General features: G+C 64.4%; 14 protein-coding genes. All 14 read right to left on the bottom strand.

What is annotated here, in order from left to right; all coding sequences use genetic code 11:
• Nucleotides 1-170 precede the first annotated feature (170 nt).
• The 14 genes from KK137_RS16010 to mraY all read right to left on the bottom strand — a co-directional run bounded on the left by KK137_RS16010 (nucleotide 171) and on the right by mraY (nucleotide 16,438).
• Entirely contained in the window at nucleotides 171-962 is a 792-nt protein-coding gene (locus KK137_RS16010; protein ID WP_214537682.1) for a Bax inhibitor-1/YccA family protein, read from the bottom strand.
• A 94-nt stretch (nucleotides 963-1,056) separates the two neighbouring features.
• A complete protein-coding gene (locus KK137_RS16005; RefSeq protein ID WP_214537680.1) occupies nucleotides 1,057-1,866 on the bottom strand; it encodes a pyrroline-5-carboxylate reductase family protein in 810 nt (269 codons plus the stop codon).
• A 108-nt stretch (nucleotides 1,867-1,974) separates the two neighbouring features.
• The gene (locus KK137_RS16000) at nucleotides 1,975-2,481 is read right to left on the bottom strand and encodes a type III secretion system chaperone family protein (protein ID WP_250894013.1); all 507 of its coding nucleotides are present in this window, start codon (nucleotides 2,479-2,481) and stop codon (nucleotides 1,975-1,977) included.
• Between the two features lie 161 nt (nucleotides 2,482-2,642).
• Nucleotides 2,643-4,217, bottom strand: a complete 1,575-nt coding sequence (locus KK137_RS15995) for an SPOR domain-containing protein (protein ID WP_214537678.1) — start codon at nucleotides 4,215-4,217, stop codon at nucleotides 2,643-2,645.
• Nucleotides 4,218-4,268: 51 nt separating this feature from the next.
• On the bottom strand, nucleotides 4,269-5,924 hold the full coding sequence (gene ftsZ / locus KK137_RS15990; RefSeq protein ID WP_214537676.1) for a cell division protein FtsZ: 1,656 nt from the start codon (nucleotides 5,922-5,924) through the stop codon (nucleotides 4,269-4,271).
• Nucleotides 5,925-6,045: 121 nt separating this feature from the next.
• Complete coding sequence (ftsA, locus tag KK137_RS15985) at nucleotides 6,046-7,341, bottom strand: cell division protein FtsA (RefSeq protein WP_214537674.1); 1,296 nt, start codon at nucleotides 7,339-7,341, stop codon at nucleotides 6,046-6,048.
• Nucleotides 7,341-8,246 carry a cell division protein FtsQ/DivIB gene (locus tag KK137_RS15980; protein ID WP_214537672.1) on the bottom strand — a complete coding sequence of 302 codons (906 nt, stop codon included), beginning with the start codon at nucleotides 8,244-8,246 and terminating at the stop codon, nucleotides 7,341-7,343. Before KK137_RS15980 ends, ftsA begins: the two co-directional genes overlap by 1 nt.
• On the bottom strand, nucleotides 8,246-9,226 hold the full coding sequence (locus KK137_RS15975; RefSeq protein WP_214537671.1) for a D-alanine--D-alanine ligase: 981 nt from the start codon (nucleotides 9,224-9,226) through the stop codon (nucleotides 8,246-8,248). Before KK137_RS15975 ends, KK137_RS15980 begins: the two co-directional genes overlap by 1 nt.
• Nucleotides 9,196-10,155 carry a UDP-N-acetylmuramate dehydrogenase gene (gene murB / locus KK137_RS15970; RefSeq protein ID WP_214537669.1) on the bottom strand — a complete coding sequence of 320 codons (960 nt, stop codon included), beginning with the start codon at nucleotides 10,153-10,155 and terminating at the stop codon, nucleotides 9,196-9,198. Before murB ends, KK137_RS15975 begins: the two co-directional genes overlap by 31 nt.
• Nucleotides 10,152-11,615: a UDP-N-acetylmuramate--L-alanine ligase gene (gene murC / locus KK137_RS15965; protein ID WP_250894012.1), complete on the bottom strand. Its 1,464-nt coding sequence runs from the start codon at nucleotides 11,613-11,615 to the stop codon at nucleotides 10,152-10,154. The genes murB and murC overlap by 4 nt, the downstream gene beginning before the upstream one ends.
• Nucleotides 11,612-12,775 (bottom strand): undecaprenyldiphospho-muramoylpentapeptide beta-N-acetylglucosaminyltransferase, encoded by a 1,164-nt coding sequence (gene murG, locus KK137_RS15960; protein ID WP_214537667.1) that lies wholly within the window; start codon nucleotides 12,773-12,775, stop codon nucleotides 11,612-11,614. Before murG ends, murC begins: the two co-directional genes overlap by 4 nt.
• On the bottom strand, nucleotides 12,772-14,016 hold the full coding sequence (locus tag KK137_RS15955) for an FtsW/RodA/SpoVE family cell cycle protein (RefSeq protein WP_214537665.1): 1,245 nt from the start codon (nucleotides 14,014-14,016) through the stop codon (nucleotides 12,772-12,774). The genes murG and KK137_RS15955 overlap by 4 nt, the downstream gene beginning before the upstream one ends.
• Complete coding sequence (gene murD / locus KK137_RS15950) at nucleotides 14,013-15,371, bottom strand: UDP-N-acetylmuramoyl-L-alanine--D-glutamate ligase (protein ID WP_214537664.1); 1,359 nt, start codon at nucleotides 15,369-15,371, stop codon at nucleotides 14,013-14,015. Before murD ends, KK137_RS15955 begins: the two co-directional genes overlap by 4 nt.
• Complete coding sequence (mraY, locus tag KK137_RS15945) at nucleotides 15,368-16,438, bottom strand: phospho-N-acetylmuramoyl-pentapeptide-transferase (RefSeq protein WP_214537663.1); 1,071 nt, start codon at nucleotides 16,436-16,438, stop codon at nucleotides 15,368-15,370. Before mraY ends, murD begins: the two co-directional genes overlap by 4 nt.
• Nucleotides 16,439-16,443: the final 5 nt, after the last annotated feature.

Raw genomic sequence — 16,443 nt, 5'->3', positions numbered from 1 at the left:
GGCGGGTCGAATTCATGCAGTGTGCTCCCCTCTCATGGCACGTGAGATGATCGTGCCACGCCGCGCCTTGCGCGCGGATGAAGCGTCAGCCTATCGCGCGGGTCGGGCAATGAAAATGCCCGGGGAGCGTTTCCGCACCCCGGGCACGATGAAACGAATCTGAGTTGCGATCAGTTGCGCTGACCCATGAACTGCAAGAGGAACTGGAACATGTTGATGAAGTCCAGATATAGGCTCAGTGCGCCCATGATCACGACCTTGCCCACCGGGTAAGCTGCAACCGCATTCGGGTTGGTCAGCTTCATCTGCTGGATCGCGATGTACTGCTGCTTCAGCCGCTGGGTGTCATAAGCCGTGAGACCCGCGAAGATCAGCACGCCCAGGAAGCTGATCGCCCAGGTCAGCGACCCAGACTGCAGCCACATGTTCAACAGGCTAGCCACAATCAGACCGACCACGCCCATGATCAGGAAGCTGCCGAAGCCCGACAGGTCCTTCTTCGTGGTGTAGCCGAACAGGCTGAGGCCCGCGAAAGCCGCGGAGGTCGCGAAGAAAGTCGCCGCGATCGAGCTGCCGGTATAGACCAGGAATACGGTCGACATCGACAGGCCCATCAGCACCGCGAAGCCCCAGAACATCAGCTGGAGCGTGCCAGTCGAGAACTTGTTGACGCCCGCGCTCATGGCGAAGACGATCGCGAGGGGCGAAAGGATGATTACCCACGCCAGGATGCCCCCGCTGAGGAACACCTGGGCCGCAGGAGACGTCTCTCCGCCCCATGAAAACAGCAGTGCGACAATACCAGTCAGCAGCACGCCGCTGGTCATGTAGTTGTAGATCGAGAGCATGTGGCGGCGAAGGCCCTGGTCGACGGCATACGCCTGACCGGTCCCCACCGCACCCGCAGACCCGGAAGACGAGAAGTTCGTCCGAGTGGGCTGGGGATCATTCCAATTCGCCATTACAAACTCCATTCCGGCGCCGAGCGACGACAAGCCGGTGGAGGCAATATCGCGTCGATAGCCTCAGTATTCAAGGAAAACCGGTCTTTAGGTATTAACCGCTATTCCGGGCAGCCTCGGCCATCTCCGCGCTGCGGTCCCGTGCAGACCTTAACGTCTTAAGCATAAGATCGCTCAGAGAATTACCTTCGTCGATGGCGTCGAGGCCCGCCTGAGTGACCCCGCCCGGGCTCGCGACACGACGCGCAAGCTCTGCCGGGTCGTGCTCTGAAGCCGCGGCCAGGGCCGCCGCGCCGTCGACCATCGCCAGCGCCAGCCGCCGCGCTTTGTCCGCAGGCAATCCGAGCTCAGCCGCTGCCACGGACAAGGAATCGATGAACCGATAGACGAATGCGGGTCCCGAGCCGGCCAGTGCGGTGACGAGGTCGAATTCGTCCTCGGCGACCCATTCAGGCGTTCCGAGAGGCTTGAGCAAGGCGAAAGCTTCGTTCCGTGACGCATCGTCCAGACCTGCTTCCGCCATGGCGATCGGTGACTTTCCAAGGGCGGCCGCCAGGTTCGGCATCAGGCGAACGACACCGCCTGCCCGAGGGAACTGCTCCTGCAACACGGCGAGTTCAACCCCGGCGAGGATCGAGAACAGCGTGGTATCGCGCCCCACCAGCGGTTCGACGGATGGACCGACCTGGGCCAGAACCTGAGGCTTAATGCCGAGCAGGATGACATCGAATTCACCGCTTTCTGGAACGGCGTCGAGCCTGTGCACCCCATCCGGCAGATCCCGCACTGCCGGGTCCGCAACCGAGAACCGCTCCGGCGCCAGGCCTGCTGCGAGCCAGCCGCGAAGCATCGACCCGGCCATATTGCCGCACCCGACGAGAAGGATGGAATTGAAATCGGCCACTGAGCGCTCCTACTCCCCGTCCGCTCGCGGGAGGGGTGGGGAGGATGTCCTCCCACATCGGAGCTCCCATGCCCTCCTCAGGACCCTCCCGCAAGCGGGAGACCAGCCTCAGGCCTCTCCCGCCGCGTCGACCATTGCGGCTTCGAGCGCGTCCTTCGGCCGCTTGTCGCCCCAGAGCACGAACTGGAATGCGGGATAGAACCGATCGCATTCCGAGACTGCGCTTTCGACGGCGACCTGCGCCATCGACAAGCTCAACATCCCATCAGGTCCAAGCATCAGCCCGTGACGATAGAGCAGCACGCCACCGTTCGACCAGATATCGAAATGGCCGAGCCAGAGCTGCTCATTGACCAGAGCGAGCAACTCGTACGCCGGCTTGCGCTTGGCGTCGGGCACCCGAATCTCCGGGAGGCAGAGCAACTGCAGGACGTTGTCTTCCGCCCGCCAGATGCAGCGCATCTGATAAGTGGCCCAGCTGCCCTGGATTTCCCCGCTCAATTCGTCCTCGTTGACGAATTCGCAAGGCCAGCCATGGGCTTCGAACAATTGCGCAAGCATCTCGACCGGCGCCGCGTCGTCGGCTTCTTCGATCGGCTCACGCCCGGTGTTCATCATTAACTTTCCCATCCCAGCAAGACACCCAAGCACATGCAATGTAAGGGGTTCGCTAGGCAATTGAGGTAAATGTCGCCGCTGGGCAAAACTCTATAACCCTGTTGGCAAGATGTGCAAAAAGACGAATTCACCGAGGGCCGCGAGATCGTCCGTCAGATTCAGTCGAGGGGCTTCACCTCTTCCCCCTGAGCGCTGGTGAAGCGGAAGGAATCCAAGTTCTTCTTCTTCAGGTCCGCAACGAACTCGTTGGCCTCCTTGGCGCTGGGGAACGGCCCGACCAGCAGGCGGTTAGTCTGCCCCCAGTCGGCAATCTGGGGCTTGGACTTGTCCAGCAGCCCCCCCGCAGAGCGCTTGAGTCGGCGCCAGTCGAAAGCCAGCGCGTCGGTATCGCGGCCCGTGGCGATCTGCACCCAGTGACGGCTCGGAATGACCGGTTTCGGCGGCGCAACCACCGCCGGCCGTGGCGGCGGATCGCGCCGGGGTTCAAATTTGGACATGTCCACCGCTCCGTCCGCGGGAATGACGCGCGTAGCAGGAGCCGCCAAATCGGAGAACGCTTCCACTAGGTCCTGGGTGGGAGGTGGAGGTGGCTCTTCGGGCACTGGCGCGGGCGGCGGAGCCGGAGTTTGAGGCAATGCAGAGACGACCACCGGCGCCGGTCGAGGCGGCTCGATCGGCTGCGGCTGCGGCACCTGAGCGACCTGAGGGGCTTGCACCGCCGGACGCGGAGGCGTTGGCGCCGGGGTCGGCGGTGCGGCTGGTTGCGGTGCCGGGACTTCCTCGCGCCGTGGAATTCGGCTCGTGTTGTCGCGCCGGCCCAGCGGTTCGCCCGCCGGAACGAGCCGCGAGTCGGCCGAACCCCCCGAGGGAGCCGAAGCTGGAACCGATGGCAGAACTCCAAGCTGGGCCGCGTAAGCCACTACCGCAGGGTCGTCGCGACCGATCTGCGCCGCCGGCGGAAACGTACCGAGGTTCGCTGCCGCCGCTTGCTGCGCACGCGTCAGGCGCGGCATATAGCGCAGATAGGGCGCCAATCTGCTCGACAGACGCTCTGGCAGCATGGTCTCGGCAATGGTGACGGCTTCGTCCGACTTGCCAAGAATCGCCAGCGAGAAGGCGCGCGTTCTGTAGGCCGAGAGATCGCTCTTCTGCAGAAGCGGCAGCAATGTCGCTTCTGCAGCCGCCTGATTTCCGGCGATCGCCTGGCTGAGCGCGAGGCGCTGGACGACCCTGGGGTCGGGCGCGAAGTTCAGCGAAGCCGAATATTCCTTCTGCGCCCGGACATTGTCGCCGATCAGGTCGAAGGCGAGGCCCCGATCCGGGGCATGAAGCAACATCGCCTCGCCCGCCTTCTCCGCCTCGTCATAGAGGCGCAAGGCCTCCAGCGGCTGTCCCTGGCGGACCATAACCGCCGCCAGGCCGGCCTTCACTCTCCCATCGTTCGGATTGACGGCTTCCGCCCGGCGGAAAAAACCGAGCGCGGATTCAGGATCCTCGAGCGCAATCGACGCCTGCCCGGCATCGACCAGCGCATTGATCGAGCGCGGATCCTGGGCAAGCTGACGCAGCGCCTCGTTCAGCCGATAAGTCGCGGGATCCGGTAGCGGCTGGACCACGGGCTGAGCCTGCGCTGCGGGCGAAACCGCGACAGACAGCAGCACGCCTGCCGCCGAGGCCATGAGCGCCAATGCACCCGGCCTGCGGCGTTGTTTATGACCGACAATGCGGGTCATGCCGGGCCTGCTAAACAGGCGCGGCTGAACCTGGCGAGAATGGCGACCGTCCTACTGGTTGTTCTGACGGCCGAGGAAGCGTGGGATGCGGATCGAACTGCTTCCGCCTTCTTCTTCGTCATCTTCGTCTCTGTTGGCGCTCGAGCGTGAGAGGTTGGCCATGCGTTCGAACAAGGTGCTTCCACCCGCCGGAGCTGCACCGCCACCCTGAGGGGCGGACGAACCACCTTCTGCTTCACCCGGACCCGAGCCGAGCAGGCCTCGGCGGCGTCCACCGGATTGAACTGGCTCGGAGTCGTCGGCGACTTCGCTGGCCTCGAGCAAGAGTTCGTCCTGATCCGCCCCCGGCACGTCGTCCCCGGCGTCCGGAGCCTCAAGCGTCAGTTCGAATGCGTCTCCCTCGTCTTCGCCTTGTTCGGCCAGGACCTCGGGATCGCGTTCGATCTTCATGCCGGTCAGCGAACCGTAGCCCGCTTCCTGACCGCGGCCATAATTGCTGTCGTCGACTGGATCGGCGAGACCTTCTTCCTCGCCGCCGTCATAGGCAGCTCCCGTCAGAGGTTCGGCGTAATCGTCTTCGAATGACGGCGCCTGGGTAAAGCCGGGTTCAGCACCTGGCGAAGTCGCAAACGAGTCCTCGGCCAGTTCCTCTTCGGTCGGCAGAGGAAGGACGGGCTTCTTCGGCGCGCGTCCCGCGCTGAGGCTGATCGGCTGACTGCGGGCGGCAACGGCCTGCTCGGCGCTCTGTTCGATACCGGTGGCGACGACCGAAACGCGGATCTTGCCTTCGAGCGAAGGGTTGAATGCCGAGCCCCAAATGATGTTGGCTTCCGGATCGACCAGCTCGCGAATGTGATTGGCCGCCTCGTCGACTTCGAGAAGCTTCATGTCCTCGCCGCCAATGATAGAGATGATCACGCCCTTGGCGCCCTGCATCGACACGCCGTCGAGCAGCGGGTTGGCGATAGCGCGTTCGGCGGCTTCGAGCGCACGGTTGTCGCCTTCGCCCTCGCCGGTGCCCATCATGGCCTTGCCCATCTCGCCCATCACCGAACGAACGTCGGCAAAGTCGAGGTTGATGAGGCCTGGCATGACCATAAGATCGGTAATCGAGCGGACGCCCTGCTGCAGCACTTCGTCGGCGAGCTGGAAAGCTTCCTTGAAGGTCGTTTCCGCTTTCGCGACCAGGAACAGGTTCTGGTTGGGAATGACCAGAAGGGTATCGACGTTCTTCTGCAGCTCGTCGATGCCCGATTCGGCCGAACGCATGCGGCGCGTGCCTTCGAACAGGAACGGCTTGGTCACGACGCCGACGGTGAGAATGCCCTTGCCGCGAGCGATCTCCGCGATCACGGGAGCCGCGCCGGTGCCGGTGCCGCCGCCCATGCCGGCGGCGATGAAGACCATGTTCACGCCTTCGAGGGCGCGCTCGATCTCTTCGATCGTCTCTTCAGCGGCAGCGCGCCCCACTTCGGGCCGCGAGCCCGCGCCAAGGCCGCGGGTGATGTCCGGGCCTAGTTGGATGCGATGCTCGGCAATCGAGTTATTGAGTGCCTGCGCGTCGGTGTTGGCGACGATGAAGTCGACGCCTTCGATTTCGGCCTCGATCATGTTGGAAATGGCGTTGCCGCCAGCTCCGCCAACACCGATCACGGTAATCCGTGGCCGCAGTTCCTCCACCGACGGAGGACCGATATTGATGCTCATTCCCTGCTCTCCTTGGGGAGGCGTTGATACAATCCCGTGGCACGCTTGTGCCACAAAGCGATTCGGCGGTGCAAAAGGTATATGGAACTATCCACAGCCCCGCGAAAACCCTAGCAAACCGTTAAAAGTACTCTCTCATCGCTCGCCAGACACGCTGCACCTGAGCAAAACCCGACGCACGATGGCTGGTCTGGAAGCGCGAACCGACCGATCGAATATCGATCGGGTCCTCCGCCGCATAGAGTACCAATCCGGCCAACGTCGCAAATCCAGGCACTGCGTGCGCCTCCGGTAGAGCCTTCATTTGGGGCGGCCTGCCGATCCTGACAGGCCGTCCAAGCGCGGACTGGGCGTAGTCGGCAAGGCCGGCGAGTTCTGCCCCGCCACCTGTGAACACGACCTGACGGCCGTGGCGGCCCGAATACCCCATGGCCTCCAGCGCGCGGCCGATGTCGCTTACCAGGCGGTCGAGCTCACCGGTGATCACGCCGATGAGCTCCGACCGCGGTATGCGGTTGTTCTCGTCTGCCCCTCTCGCGACGGGTCCAGCGCGATCGTCGCCAGGACCGTTGACGGGGATCATCTCGCGGTGATCGGCGGGGCTCGCGATGGCCGAACCGTAAACGCACTTGAGCCGTTCGGCCTGAAAACGGCGAATGCCGAGCGCGCTGGCGATCGCATCGGTGATGTCGGCAGACCCGCTGGGGATCGTCGTCAGTCCGACGAGCATCCCCGCCATGTAAACTGATACGTTGGTTACCTGCGCACCGAACTCGACCATGGCCACGCCAAGATCCCGCTCTTCCGCAGTCAGGCAGGCATAACCAGTCGCAAGCGGCGAGGCGACGATCCCTTCGACTTCGAGGTGGGCGTTCTGCACCGCTTCAGTCAGGTTGCGCATCGCAGCGCCCTCGGCGAGCATGACATGAATATCGACGCGCAGCCGCTCCGCGTGGAGGCCTTTCGGATTGGCGATCCCCTCGGCCCCATCGAGGAAGTAGCACGCCGGTTGCGCGTGGAGCACCATGCGACCGTCAGGCTCGATGCTGCTGCGCGCCGAGACCAGCAGATGTTCTATGTCTTCCTCTTCGATGCGGCGGCCGCCTATGTCGATGTCGACCGGCGTGATCTGGCTCGCGAGGCCCGCGCCGGTACATCCGATCCAGACGCTGGCGACGCTCGTCCCCGCGTGCTTTTCCGCCCGCTCGAGCGCGTCGCGAACCGCATAGGTCGCCGCGGCCATGTCCGTGACATACCCACGCCGAATGCCCTCGGAAGCGCGATGGCCGCTGCCGAGCACGACCATTTCGCCGCTCTCGGTGAGACCGGCGATCATGGCCGAAATTCGAAACGATCCAATGTTGACCGCGCCAAACACGCGCGCGATGCGCGGGCTGTTTCTAGGTTGGCTGGCCATTAAGTTCCCCCGGTGTTTGATGCCTCTTTCGCGCGACCCGGCACCCGCATGTAGATGCGTTCCGGATTGCGCATATCGAACGCGGCCACCTTACCCCCAAGCAGCCGGTTCACTCCGTCCAATCTGGCGAAACTCATAAGCGCGCCGGCGGATTCATCCTCGCCCTGCGGTAGGGCCAGCACCTGACCCGTCTTGAAAGTCAAGTTCCAGCGCCTGTTGCCGACCCATTCCGCGCCCGCCACTTGCGGGCGAAGCGCAGGCGCGGCATCGAGCAAGGCGCTCAGCTCTTCCACCCGGGCTTGCGCACCAGGACCGGAAATCTCGAGCATGCCCTTGGCAGCCGTGCGCGAGATCGGTTCCAGTTCGTGGCCCTGCGGATCGATCAGCACCAGCCGGTCCGGCTTCTTGAGCACGGCGTGGGGCTGGCGCTCGACGATATCGACCACGATCTTGTCCGGAAGTTGGCGCGAGACCCGCGCATCCTTAACCCACGGCAGTTCGATCAGCGAGCTGCGGAGCGCGTGTAGATCAACCAGCGGCATGGCCCGGTCCTTCTCGCCCAGCACCCGCTCGTAGACCTTGAGTTCGTTCATCCGCTCGACTCCGCGCACTTCCACGCGATTGACCTCGTAACCGGCGTCGGCCGCGGCGAAGGCCATCTGCTGACCGGCAAGCGCCGTCAGCCCGGCGGTACTGGCGACAATCCAGGCGATTGCCGCAGCGGCCGCGAGGATCAGGACAAGGAATATCTTGTGCAGCTGCTCCTCGGTAAACGGCAAGATGCGCATGAGCGCGTCGACCAGCGAGTTGGTCTTCTGCCTGGCCTTGCGGACTTTGGTCTTCGACGCCTGCGCACGCGCCTGCCGACGCACGGGCTTGGCGTTGCGACGAATGGTCTGCGCCATCAGGCCGGCCTCTCCAGCTTGCCGAAGTGCACCAGCGCGTCTTCGATCACGATCTCGACCAACTCGGCATAATCGATTCCGCAGTGGCGCGCCTGTTCGGGCACCAGGCTGAGCGGTGTCATCCCGGGCTGGGTGTTGGTTTCGAGCAGGAACAGGCCTTCCTCGCCCTGCTCGTCATCCCAGCGGAAGTCCGACCGGCTGGTGCCTCGGCAGCCGAGCAAGCGGTGAGCTTGCAAGGCGTATTCGAGGCACAGCTTTTCAATCTCCGGCGGAATCTGCGCCGGACAGACGTGTTCGGTCATCCCGTCGGTGTACTTGGCGTCGAAGTCGTAGAAGCCGGACTTCGGGACCAGCTCGGTCACCAGCAGCGCCCGATCCCCGAGCACCGCGGTGGTGAGTTCGCGCCCCCGAATATAGGGTTCGGCCAGCAGTTGCTCGAATTCCTGCCACGGTCCCCTGGCGTCGCGCCGGATCGGGTTGCCGTAGTTACTTTGGTCGGTAACAATAGCTACGCCGACCGAAGAGCCTTCGTTGACGGGCTTGAGCACGTAGGGGCGTGCCAGGGGATCGGCTTGGAAAAGCTCCTCCGACTTGACGATGCGCCCTCCCGGCATCGGAACCCCGTGAGGTACCAGTGCGTGTTTCGTCAGTTCCTTGTCGATCGCGATGACCGAGGTCGCGAGGCCCGAGTGGGTATAGGGAATGCCCATCAGATCCATCATGCCCTGCACCGTGCCATCTTCGCCGGGCACGCCGTGCAGCGCGTTGAACACCACATCGGGAGCCGCTTCGGCCAAGCGCGCGGCGACCTGACGGTCCATGTCGATCCGCGTCACGCGATGCCCGCGCGATTCCAGAGCCTTTGCGACACCCTCGCCGCTCATCAGCGACACCGGACGCTCGCTCGCCCAGCCGCCCATGAGGACGGCGACGTGAAGTTTTGGAAGACTTACCACCGGCCCACTCGCTTGATTTCCCATTCGAGAGTCACGCCCTGGCTTTCGGAGACCCGGCGGCGGACCTCTTCGCCCAGGGTTTCGATGTCGGCACTCGTGGCGTCGCCGGTGTTGATAAGGAAATTGGCATGTTTCTCGCTGACTTGGGCCCCGCCGACCTTGAGCCCCCGACATCCGGCTGCGTCGACCAGACGCCACGCCTTGTCGCCAGTCGGGTTCTTGAAGGTCGAGCCGCCAGTCTTGCTGCGTAGCGGTTGGCTCTCTTCGCGCGCCTGGGCGATGCGATCCATTTCGGCGCCGATGACTTTCGGGTCGCCCGCCGTGCCCTTGAACCTCGCGGAAACGACGATGGCGCCGTCGGGTAAATTCGAATGGCGATAGGTGTAATGCAGGTCGGCCACCGGAACGGTGATCAGCGTCCCGTCGTGCAGCGCCACATCGCAATCGACAAGGATGTCCGCCACCTCCCGGCCATAGGCCCCGCCGTTCATGCGCACGAAGCCGCCAACGGTGCCCGGAATGCCGCGCAAGAATTCTAGTCCTGCGATACCCGCGTCGCGCGCGGTCGAGGAGACGAGGATCCCACTAGCCCCGCCACCGCACTCGACCACCTGGTCGCGAAGCACCTCAACGGTGGCGAAAGCCTTGCCCAGCCGCACCACCACGCCGGGTACGCCGCCGTCGCGCACAATGAGGTTCGAGCCGAGGCCGAGCGCCATGACCGGCGTGCCCTCATCAAGCCGCGCGAGAAAGGACACGAGGTCGTCGGTGTCGGCGGGCTCGAACAGCCAGTCTGCGGCGCCGCCGCTCTTGAACCAGACGAGCTTGTCGAGCGGCGCGTCTTCGGTGAGCTTACCGCGCACATCGCTCGGCACCCAGCCGTCGAAACCCCGGTCGGAGTCGGAACCCGGCGCGGCACACTCCGCGTGTTGACTGTCGGGTTGACGGATCATGCCGCCCCCTCGACCACCACACCGGTCTGGCGAGCGGCGACATCCGCGGCTAGGCCGGCCGCCCATTTGGTGATGTCGCCCGCGCCAAGGCAGACCACGATGTCGCCGGGCTGAACTAGGCCGGCGAGGCGATCGGCAAGATCGGCGGGGCCGGAAACCTCAGCCGCCGAACGGTGGCCGAGATCCTTCAGGCCCTTGACCAGTGCCGTGGCATCGACGCCCGCAATCGGTGCCTCACCAGCCGTGTAGACCGGGGCCACAAAGACCACATCCGCGTCGTTGAAGCAGCTTTGGAACTCGCCCATCAGGTCACGCAGCCGGGTGAAGCGATGCGGCTGTGCCACCGCGATGACCCGCCCCTTGGCCGCCTCGCGCGCCGCCGAGAGCACTGCACGGATTTCCACCGGATGGTGAGCGTAGTCGTCGATCACTGTCGCGCCTGCGACTTCGCCGACACGCGTGAAGCGCCGCCGCACCCCACCGAAACGGGCAAAGCCGGAGCGGATTACCTCATCGTCACAACCCAGTTCATCGGCCACCGCGATGGCCGCCAGTGCGTTCTGGACGTTATGCCGCCCAGGCATCGGCAGGGCGATGTCGGCAATTAACCGGCGATTGCCGTCACGATCGGTATGAACGGCGTCGAACAGGTTGCCGATGCCCGTGACCGACGGGCGAATATTCTCGGCCGACCAGTCGGCCTGCGCCGAAAAACCGTAAGTCACCACGCGGCGGTCCCGCACGCGGGCAATGACCTTTTGCACTTCCGGATGGTCCACGCAGAGTACCGCCGCGCCGTAGAATGGCACGTTCTCGATGAACTCGACGAACGCCTCCTTCACCGCGTCGAAAGAGCCGTAATGATCGAGGTGTTCGGGATCGATGTTGGTCACGACCGCGATGGTCCCGTCGAGGCGGAGGAAGCTCCCGTCGCTCTCGTCGGCTTCGACGACCATCCACTCGCTGTCGCCTAGCCTGGCATTGGAGCCGTAGCTCTCGATGATGCCGCCGTTGATCACCGTCGGGTCAACCCCGCCGGCATCCAGCAGCGCGGCGACCATCGAGGTCGTTGTGGTTTTGCCATGTGTGCCTGCCACCGCGACCGTGCGCTTGAGCCGCATCAACTCGGCCAGCATTTCCGCGCGGCGCACCACCGGGATACGGGCGTCCAGCGCCGCGGCAACCTCCGGATTGTCGCGCTTCACCGCCGTCGACGTCACGACGACCGCCGCATTTCCGAGATTGGCCGCGTCATGACCGATCTTGACCTCGATCCCGCGCGCGCGCAGCCGCTCGACCGACGTGCTTTCTGCGATATCCGAGCCCTGCACCGAGTAGCCGAGGTTGTTCATGACTTCCGCGATGCCGGACATGCCGATGCCGCCGATGCCAACGAAATGGATCGTGCCAATGTCGGTCGGCATCCGCCCGCCGCCGGACTGACGAAGCGCGCGATTCATGCCAGCGCCTCCCGTCCTTCGCGAACCCCTTCTCCGGCCGCACGGATCACGTCCTGGATCGGAGCCGCGCCGAAGCTCTCGACCAGATCGGCAAGATCTTTCGCCGCATTGGGACGGCCGCAATTCCAGGCGGCGTGCGCGGCGTTGGCCAGGGTTTCAGGATGCTGGGCCATGGCGTTGATCTGCTTGGCCAGTTCCTTGGCGGTAAAATTGTGCTGACGGATCGAGCGGGCGCCACCGGCCTTTACGATCTCTCGCACGTTGGCGGCCTGGTGATCGTCTGTCGCAATCGGCAAAGGCACCAGGATCGCCGGCCGGCCGACCGCCGTCAGTTCGGCTATGGTCGAGGCACCCGCCCGACCGATGAAGAGGTGTGCGTCGGCAAGACGCACGTGCATGTCTTCGAAGTAGGTTCCCAGCTCCGCCGGAATGCCGTGGTTGGCGTAACGGTCGCGGACCGCGTCAAGATCTTCGGCGCGGCACTGCTGGATGACCTGCAGGCGCGAGCGTAGCGCCGGAGCGAGCATCGAGAGACCATCAGGCACGATCTCGGACAACACCCGTGCGCCCTGGCTGCCACCGGTCACCAACACCCTCATCAGACCTTCTTCCGTGAAGGCCGGGAAAGGCTCATCGCGAAGGGCCAGAACATCCGGGCGCACAGGATTGCCTACCAGATGCACCTTCGGCAGGTATTTGGGCTTGAGCCGGTCGACGTCCGGATAGGCGGTGGCGATCGCGCTGACGCGGCCGGCCAGAAGGCGGTTCACCCGTCCCAGCACGGCGTTTTGTTCATGAATGACTGAAGGAATTCCGGCCGACCGCGCGGCCAGGAGCGCCGGCAAGGCCGGGTACCCGCCAAAGCCAACCACCGCACTCGGCTCGAAGCTTTCATAGAGGCGCAGCGCCATGCGCCGCCCTTCGAGGACTGAAGCGATCGCGGACGGCCAGCGCAGCGGATTCTTTCCGAAGCGCCCGGCCGGCAGCACGTGAGCCGGCAGAAAATCGGGCTTGCCCGGAATCTCGGCGCCTCGCTCGTCGGTGATCAGCGCCACGTGATGACCGCGCCGCTCGAGCTCATGCGCGAGCGCGAATGCGGGCGTGAGGTGCCCACCGGTCCCCCCTGCCGCCAGAACATAATGCCGCGAAACCGGGCTCATCGCCGAACCTCCCCATCGGCGCGGCCGAGTGGGCTGATCTCGATTGCACCGCGCCAGTCAAACTTCTCGCGGCTCAGATAGGGGTTGCGGCGAGTGATGGCCAGCAGCAGTCCAACGAGGAAGCACTGGGCGATCGTCGATGAACCGCCGTAGCTCACCAGTGGCAGTGTCAGACCCTTCGACGGAAACAACTGCAAGTTGACGAGGATGTTGACGAACGCCTGTCCCCCGAACAGCGCGGTAAGGCCCGTTGCCGCCAACAGGATGAACAAGTTGTCCTCGTCCACCAGTCGGACGAGCACCCGCACCACGATCGCAAGGTAGATGAGTACTACGAGGGCGCAGGTCAGGAGTCCGAACTCCTCGCCGATTACCGAGAAGATGTAGTCGGTATGGGCTTCGGGCAGGATCATCTTGCGTGTACCGAGCCACAGGCCGGAGCCCGTCCACCCTCCGGCCATCAGCGTCCGGCTGGCGAGGTCGACCTGATCGAACGCAGTGCCACCCCCAAGGAAAGAATCGATGCGGTGGCGCGCATTGTCGTAAAATGTGTAGGCGAGCGCCAGACCACCCACTCCCACGCCGAACAGCACTCCGACCCGCTGCATAGGCAGACCCGCCAGCACCACCAGAACGAACCAGCAGCCCACGAACAGGATCGCGTCGCCAAGGTTGGGCTGGATCATCAGCAACACCACGACCGTGCCGACGAAAATCGCGCTTAGCGGGATAACGGGCAATTCGGAATCCCGGGCGCGCCAGGATAGGACCCAAGCACAGGCAACGGCAAAGGCGGGCTTCAAAAATTCGCTCGGCTGAAAACGGATGCCGAGATCGAGCCAGCGACGCGCGCCATTCACCTCGGTTCCGATCATGGGGACGAGCAGCATCGCGAAGATCATCGCCCCGCTCAACAGGATCGAACCACGCCGCACCAACTCGCGCGGCATGAGTGAGGTCCCAAGCAGCACCAGCACCCCGAGCATCTGCCAACGCAAATGCAGCCAGAAGAAGTAAAGATCGGGTAGTTGGGCGGTGCCGGAAAGCCGGCGCGCACTGGCCGGGGACGCGGCGGCGACCGAGATCGCTCCGACCGTCATCAGCGCCAGGACCAGGAACAGGAGGACGCGATCGACCTCACGCCACCAGACTTTGACCCGGCGCCTGCGGCTCTGCGGGAACTGCGGCGCCGGGGCGGACCTCTCCCCCGGCCGAGGAACGTAGGGGCGTACCGGAGTCATGCCGGCGAATTCGCTGTGCAGGGCTCCCCGTCGGCTTCGGCGGCGCCCGTCAGTTGAGCGACGAGCTTGCGAAACGTATCCCCGCGCGTCTCGTAGTCGCGAAACTGGTCAAAGCTTGCGCAAGCAGGGGAAAGCAGGATGACGTCGCCGGTCTGCGCCGCGGCCATCGCCCGGGTGGTGGCTTCGCACAGCATCTCGCAGCGCTGGACCGGCATGAACGGTTCGAGAAGCTCGGCAAAGCGCGGGCCGGCCTCCCCGATGGTGTAAGCCGTGGCAACATTGCCGAAGTTCGGGGCGCACTCGTCAAGATCGTCGCCCTTGGGCAGTCCGCCGCAGATCCAGTGGACGCGCCGGTCCGGATTCGGCGGGAATGCGGCCAACGCGGGAGCCGTCGAAGCCGGATTGGTCGCCTTGCTGTCATTGATGAACAGCACGCCGCCAAATTCGCCCAACCGCTCCATTCGATGCGGCAGGCCGCGGAAACTTACGAGACCGGCAAGCACTTGTTCGAGGGTAAGCCCGAGTTCGAGCGCCATGGCCCCGGCAATAGCGGCGTTCTGCAGGTTGTGCGGGCCCTGCAGCGAAGGCCAGTTGCCCTGGCCTTCCTTCCAGAACGGTATGCGAGCACAGACCGCCCGGCCCTGCGGCCGTCGGAGCACTTCCTGCCGCTGGATCGCGGTTGTCGGAGCGTCGGCGCAACCGAAGACCGCGAAATTGCCTTCGCTCTGCATCGCGAACAGCTTGGCCTTCGACGCAGCGTAAGAGGCAAAGCCGTCGTAGCGGTCGAGATGGTCGGGGGTGATGTTGGTCAACCCAGCCGCTTCGCAATTGAGCGAGTAGGTGATGTCGATCTGGTAGCTCGACAGCTCAAGCACATAGACACCGCCTTCAGACAGAGGGTCCTGCGCCAGGATTGGTAGGCCGATGTTGCCGCCCATTCGCGCCGGGACACCTGCTGACTCGAGCAAATGGTGGAGCAGCGCCGTCGTGGTGGACTTTCCGTTGGTTCCCGTGATCGCGGCGACGCGATGCTGCGGAAGCTCGGCGCGGGCCTGGGCAAAAAGTTCGACGTCACCAATCACCGGCACGCCGGCCACGCGAGCGCGTTCGGCGATCGGATGCGTGTTGAGCGGAACTCCCGGGCTGACGACCACGCCGTCGAAACCCGCCAGATCGATCACGAGAGGATCGGCAATGATGGCGCGGCCCGCCAGCTGCTCGCGCGGGCCTTCCCGCCGGTCCCAGGCCGTCACCTCGGCCCCACTGGCTAGCAGGCTCTCGACCGTGGCCATGCCCGAACGCGCCAGCCCCAGCACGACATAGCGTTTGCCGCGGAAGGCGTCGCTTACAATCATCGGACTTTCAGCGTGGCCAGGCCCAGCACCGCGAGCACGATCGCGATGATCCAGAAGCGGATCACCACGGTCGACTCTTTCCAGCCGAGCTGTTCGAAGTGATGGTGGATCGGAGCCATGCGGAAAATCCGCTTGCCGGTGCGCTTGAACCAGAAGACCTGGATGATCACGCTCGCCGTTTCGATCACGAAGAGGCCGCCGATGATCAGCAGCACGATCTCGTGCTGGGTGGCAACCGCGATGGCACCGAGCGCGCCCCCGAGAGCCAGCGAACCCGTATCGCCCATGAAAACCGCCGCTGGCGGCGCGTTGAACCACAGGAAGGCCAGACCGGCGCCCATGATCCCGGCACAGAGTATCGCCAGTTCACCCGCACCTGGAACGTGCGGGATGCCCAGGTAGCTCGAATAGTCCACGCGGCCGACGAGATAACAGATCAGCATGAACGCGCCGGCCGCGATCACGACGGGCATGGTCGCAAGGCCATCAAGGCCGTCGGTCAGGTTCACCGCATTGCCGAAGCCGACGATCACTGTCGCAGCGAAGACGTAGTATAGCGGGCCGAGCGGGATGTAGCGGCCGGTCAGGAACGGCACGTATAGGTTGGTGCTCACCTGGTCGATGATGATCCAGGCCGCCACCCCGGCGACGATGAACTCCAGCAGCAGCCGGACCTTGCCCGAAACCCCCTTGTGGCTTCGCTTGGTCACTTTGTCGAAGTCGTCGAGGAACCCGATCAACCCGAACCCTCCGGTTACCGCGAGGCACGCCCAGACGAGCGGATTGCGCGGATCCATCCAGATCAGCATCGAGACGACCAGCGAGGTCAGGATCATCAGTCCGCCCATGGTCGGCGTGCCGACCTTGGCGAGGTGCGTTTGCGGACCATCGCTGCGGATCGGCTGGCCCTTGCCCTGCCGGACACGCAACAGGTTGATGAAACGCGGACCGATCAGGAGGCCAAGGGCCAGCGCGGTCAACATCGTCGCCCCGGCACGGAACGACTGGTAACGAACCAGGTTAAGCAGACCTTCGAAATTGAGCCATTCAGCTAACAGATACAGCATTCGAG

The organism is Croceibacterium selenioxidans (assembly GCF_018599195.1).
Taxonomy (GTDB): domain Bacteria; phylum Pseudomonadota; class Alphaproteobacteria; order Sphingomonadales; family Sphingomonadaceae; genus Croceibacterium_A; species Croceibacterium_A selenioxidans.
This window is presented reverse-complemented; position numbering and strand designations above follow the sequence as displayed.